1 protein-coding gene, 2 tRNA genes and 3 rRNA genes are annotated in these 5,860 nt (G+C 53.3%); all 6 read left to right on the top strand.

What is annotated here, in order from left to right; translation table 11 throughout:
• The coding region (locus tag ERE07_RS21895; RefSeq protein ID WP_209021213.1) for a hypothetical protein at positions 1-293 on the top strand (293 nt) is incomplete at its 5' end.
• A gap of 93 nt (positions 294-386) precedes the next feature.
• Positions 387-1,925 (top strand): 16S ribosomal RNA (locus ERE07_RS21505).
• A gap of 126 nt (positions 1,926-2,051) precedes the next feature.
• Positions 2,052-2,128 (top strand) — tRNA-Ile (locus tag ERE07_RS21500).
• An 18-nt stretch (positions 2,129-2,146) separates the two neighbouring features.
• Positions 2,147-2,222, top strand: a tRNA-Ala gene (locus ERE07_RS21495).
• Positions 2,223-2,574: 352 nt separating this feature from the next.
• Positions 2,575-5,467 (top strand): 23S ribosomal RNA (locus tag ERE07_RS21490).
• 227 nt (positions 5,468-5,694) lie between these two features.
• Positions 5,695-5,808, top strand: a 5S ribosomal RNA gene (rrf, locus tag ERE07_RS21485).
• Together the 16S, 23S and 5S rRNA genes with 2 tRNA genes alongside form the textbook arrangement of a ribosomal RNA operon.
• Positions 5,809-5,860: the final 52 nt, after the last annotated feature.

Raw genomic sequence — 5,860 nt, 5'->3', positions numbered from 1 at the left:
GGCGAAGCGGCAGTAAACGCGGTACGAAGGGTCGATTTGACAAGCGCAAAAAACTCCTTCATAATCTCGTTTCTCTGCTTAACGAACAGCACGCAGTAAGCGGTTCGGGCAGTACAGGTAATACCCCAGCCGGGGTGGGCAAGACCAGGTGTTTTGCCGGCGCGGGCTGGATACGCTCTTTAACAACTAAACAGCCGATAAGTGTGGGCGCTTGGAATGAGTGCGCAGCCTTCTCACGAGGGTTCGCCAAATTTATATCAAGTGCTCGCACAAATGAAGAAGTAAGGTTTTAAGAAATTAGAACTTTGTCTTTTTCTTTGAGCAAGACGCGACGTATGACCCGAGTGCTTCGGCACTTGAGGAAAATACGGTTTTATACAGAGATTGAACTGAAGAGTTTGATCCTGGCTCAGATTGAACGCTAGCGGGATGCTTTACACATGCAAGTCGAACGGCAGCGCGAGGAAAGCTTGCTTTTCTTGGCGGCGAGTGGCGAACGGGTGAGTAATATATCGGAACGTGCCCAGTAGCGGGGGATAACTACGCGAAAGCGTGGCTAATACCGCATACGCCCTACGGGGGAAAGGGGGGGATCGCAAGACCTCTCACTATTGGAGCGGCCGATATCAGATTAGCTAGTTGGTGAGGTAAAGGCTCACCAAGGCCGCGATCTGTAGCTGGTTTGAGAGGACGACCAGCCACACTGGGACTGAGACACGGCCCAGACTCCTACGGGAGGCAGCAGTGGGGAATTTTGGACAATGGGGGCAACCCTGATCCAGCCATCCCGCGTGTGCGATGAAGGCCTTCGGGTTGTAAAGCACTTTTGGCAGGGAAGAAAAGGCGCTGGTTAATACCTGGCGCCGATGACGGTACCTGCAGAATAAGCACCGGCTAACTACGTGCCAGCAGCCGCGGTAATACGTAGGGTGCAAGCGTTAATCGGAATTACTGGGCGTAAAGCGTGCGCAGGCGGTTCGGAAAGAAAGATGTGAAATCCCAGAGCTTAACTTTGGAACTGCATTTTTAACTGCCGGGCTAGAGTATGTCAGAGGGGGGTAGAATTCCACGTGTAGCAGTGAAATGCGTAGAGATGTGGAGGAATACCGATGGCGAAGGCAGCCCCCTGGGATAATACTGACGCTCATGCACGAAAGCGTGGGGAGCAAACAGGATTAGATACCCTGGTAGTCCACGCCCTAAACGATGTCAACTAGCTGTTGGGGGCTTCGGCCCTTAGTAGCGCAGCTAACGCGTGAAGTTGACCGCCTGGGGAGTACGGTCGCAAGATTAAAACTCAAAGGAATTGACGGGGACCCGCACAAGCGGTGGATGATGTGGATTAATTCGATGCAACGCGAAAAACCTTACCTACCCTTGACATGTCTGGAAGCTTCGAGAGATTGAAGTGTGCTCGCAAGAGAACCGGAACACAGGTGCTGCATGGCTGTCGTCAGCTCGTGTCGTGAGATGTTGGGTTAAGTCCCGCAACGAGCGCAACCCTTGTCATTAGTTGCTACGAAAGGGCACTCTAATGAGACTGCCGGTGACAAACCGGAGGAAGGTGGGGATGACGTCAAGTCCTCATGGCCCTTATGGGTAGGGCTTCACACGTCATACAATGGTCGGGACAGAGGGTCGCCAACCCGCGAGGGGGAGCCAATCCCAGAAACCCGATCGTAGTCCGGATTGCAGGCTGCAACTCGCCTGCATGAAGTCGGAATCGCTAGTAATCGCGGATCAGCATGTCGCGGTGAATACGTTCCCGGGTCTTGTACACACCGCCCGTCACACCATGGGAGTGGGTTTTACCAGAAGTAGTTAGCCTAACCGCAAGGGGGGCGATTACCACGGTAGGATTCATGACTGGGGTGAAGTCGTAACAAGGTAGCCGTATCGGAAGGTGCGGCTGGATCACCTCCTTTCAGAGCGAAGCGCACGAAGCGAAAGCGTCCACACTTATTGGCTGTTGGTTTAAAGAGTAGACCACGAGAGACGAAGGTTACGCACGGCTCGGTCCCTGGCAACGGGGGCTTGGGGCCGCGCATACTGGGTCAGTAGCTCAGTCGGTTAGAGCACCGTCTTGATAAGGCGGGGGTCGTTGGTTCGATTCCAACTTGACCCACCAGTACGTTTTTATCGGTGCGGGGGATTAGCTCAGCTGGGAGAGCACCTGCTTTGCAAGCAGGGGGTCGTCGGTTCGATCCCGTCATCCTCCACCAGCGACTTGGCTGGCCGCGTTTCTTGGTCGAGGCGGATTTAACGCATAGGGTGCGTGTTCTCAAGGGTGAGAATGCACGGCGCTATGCATTAAGTCTGTGGTAGTGGGCTTGATGGTTTTACTCGTTCTTTAACAATCTGGAAGAAGCACAACGAAGTAATTATGGAAGTGCGCGATGCTTTATAGGCGTTGCGTGCGAACGTAAGTACGGGTTGTGATTGCATTAATACAATGTAAGTTCAAGAAGTTCTCAAAAAAGCGCATTCATAGCGATATGGATGTGGCCTTTGAAGATGAGATGAACGGCACAAACAACGCACACTCAAGTAGTTCTATAACCTATAACGTTATAGGATCAAGCGACTAAGTGCACATGGTGGATGCCTTGGCGATCACAGGCGAAGAAGGACGTGGTAGCCTGCGAAAAGCTGCGGGGAGCTGGCAAACAAGCTTTGATCCGCAGATATCCGAATGGGGAAACCCACGCCAGCGATGGCGTATCCCACACTGAATACATAGGTGTGAGGAAGCGAACCGGGTGAACTGAAACATCTCAGTAGCTCGAGGAAAAGAAATCAACCGAGATTCCGAAAGTAGCGGCGAGCGAAATCGGATCAGCCTTGACGTTTTAGCGCGTCGAATAGTCAAACGGAATGGAAAGTCCGGCCATAGCAGGTGATAGCCCTGTAGACGAAATTCGGCACGTGGAACTAGGCGTCAGACAAGTAGGGCGGGACACGTGAAATCCTGTCTGAACATGGGGGGACCATCCTCCAAGGCTAAATACTCGTGATCGACCGATAGTGAACCAGTACCGTGAGGGAAAGGCGAAAAGAACCCCGGAAGGGGAGTGAAATAGATCCTGAAACCGTGTGCATACAAACAGTAGGAGCCTCATTTATGGGGTGACTGCGTACCTTTTGTATAATGGGTCAGCGACTTACATTCAGTGGCAAGCTTAACCGAATAGGGAAGGCGTAGCGAAAGCGAGTCCGAATAGGGCGAATTCAGTCGCTGGGTGTAGACCCGAAACCAGGCGATCTATCCATGGCCAGGTTGAAGGCACGGTAACACGTGCTGGAGGACCGAACCCACTAATGTTGAAAAATTAGGGGATGAGCTGTGGATAGGGGTGAAAGGCTAAACAAGCCTGGAAATAGCTGGTTCTCTCCGAAAACTATTTAGGTAGTGCCTCACGTATTGCTGCCGGGGGTAGAGCACTGTTATAGCTAGGGGGTCATGGCGACTTACCAACCTATGGCAAACTCCGAATACCGGCAAGTATGAGCGTGGGAGACAGAGCACCGGGTGCTAACGTCCGGACTCAAGAGGGAAACAACCCAGACCGCCAGCTAAGGTCCCAAACTATGGCTAAGTGGGAAACGAAGTGGGAAGGCATAGACAGTCAGGAGGTTGGCTTAGAAGCAGCCATCCTTTAAAGAAAGCGTAATAGCTCACTGATCGAGTCGTCCTGCGCGGAAGATGTAACGGGGCTAAGCCATAGACCGAAGCTGCGGGTGCGTATCTTTTAGATATGCGCGGTAGGAGAGCGTTCTGTAAGCCTGTGAAGGCAGATTGAGAAGTCTGCTGGAGGTATCAGAAGTGCGAATGCTGACATGAGTAGCGATAAAGGGGGTGAAAAGCCCCCTCGCCGTAAGTCCAAGGTTTCCTGCGCAACGTTCATCGGCGCAGGGTGAGTCGGCCCCTAAGGCGAGGCAGAGATGCGTAGCTGATGGGAAGCTGGTTAATATTCCAGCACCGTCGTGAAATGCGATGGGGGGACGGATTGCTGTAAGGTCATCGGGGTGTTGGACGTCCCCGTTGTTGCATCATAGAAGGCGCTTAGGCAAATCCGGGCGCGTAATTCAAGGGTGTGACTGAATAAGGTCTTCGGACCTTAAACTGATCGGAAGCAGTTCCAGGAAAATCCTCTAAGCTTCAGTTTCACGAGACCGTACCGCAAACCGACACAGGTGGACGGGATGAATATTCCAAGGCGCTTGAGAGAACTCAGGAGAAGGAACTCGGCAAATTGATACCGTAACTTCGGGAGAAGGTATACCCCGGTAGTGTGAAGGGCCCGCGCCCTGAGCATGAAGGGGTCGCAGAGAATCGGTGGCTGCGACTGTTTATTAAAAACACAGCACTCTGCCAAGACGAAAGTCGACGTATAGGGTGTGACGCCTGCCCGGTGCCGGAAGGTTAAGTGATGGGGTGCAAGCTCTTGATCGAAGCCCCGGTAAACGGCGGCCGTAACTATAACGGTCCTAAGGTAGCGAAATTCCTTGTCGGGTAAGTTCCGACCTGCACGAATGGCGTAACGATGGCCACACTGTCTCCTCCTGAGACTCAGCGAAGTTGAAGTGTTTGTGATGATGCAATCTACCCGCGGCTAGACGGAAAGACCCCATGAACCTTTACTGTAGCTTTGCATTGGACTGTGAACCGGCCTGTGTAGGATAGGTGGGAGGCGTTGAACTCGAGTCGCCAGATTCGAGGGAGCCAACCTTGAAATACCACCCTGGTCTGTTTGCGGTTCTAACCTTGGCCCGTTATCCGGGTTGGGGACAGTGCATGGTGGGCAGTTTGACTGGGGCGGTCTCCTCCCAAAGCGTAACGGAGGAGTACGAAGGTACGCTAGGTACGGTCGGAAATCGTGCTGATAGTGCAATGGCATAAGCGTGCTTGACTGTGAGACTGACAAGTCGAACAGGTGCGAAAGCAGGTCATAGTGATCCGGTGGTTCTGTATGGAAGGGCCATCGCTCAACGGATAAAAGGTACTCTGGGGATAACAGGCTGATACCGCCCAAGAGTTCATATCGACGGCGGTGTTTGGCACCTCGATGTCGGCTCATCTCATCCTGGGGCTGTAGCCGGTCCCAAGGGTATGGCTGTTCGCCATTTAAAGAGGTACGTGAGCTGGGTTTAAAACGTCGTGAGACAGTTTGGTCCCTATCTGCCGTGGGCGTTGGATACTTGACGGAGCCTGCTCCTAGTACGAGAGGACCGGAGTGGACGTACCGCTGGTGTATCGGTTGTCATGCCAATGGCATTGCCGAGTAGCTATGTACGGAAGAGATAACCGCTGAAGGCATCTAAGCGGGAAACTCGTCTGAAGATTAGGTATCCCGGGGGCTAGACCCCCCTGAAGGGTCGTTCGAGACCAGGACGTTGATAGGCTGGGTGTGGAAGCGCAGTAATGCGTGCAGCTAACCAGTACTAATTGCCCGTGCGGCTTGATCCTATAACCTTGTAGGTTAGTGTGTTCAAGTGCCGTAACAAATAAATGAAACAGGCCCAAGGCCAGGTGCGCACCGCGCGCTGCAGCCTGGGCCACCCATCGCGGCCCGTACGATACGCGATACAACGCCAAAATTACCAATGTTGCGCTGGTCTTGTGACCAGCGACGCTTCTTCCCAGATTGGCCCGCCCCAGGCCCGCAGTGCGCCTTGGGCGAGCAACCGGTTACGCTTGATGACCATAGCAAGGTGGTCCCACGCCTTCCCATCCCGAACAGGATCGTGAAACGCCTTAGCGCCGATGATAGTGGACTTCTCGTCTGTGAAAGTAGGACATCGTCAGGCTTTTATTGCAAACAAAACCCCCGTCAGTGATCTGGCGGGGGTTTTGTGTTTG

This window comes from Allopusillimonas ginsengisoli, assembly GCF_004153455.1.
Lineage (GTDB): Bacteria > Pseudomonadota > Gammaproteobacteria > Burkholderiales > Burkholderiaceae_B > Allopusillimonas > Allopusillimonas ginsengisoli.
The sequence above is the reverse complement of the archived record's forward strand: the minus strand, read 5'-3'. Positions and strand labels throughout refer to the sequence as shown.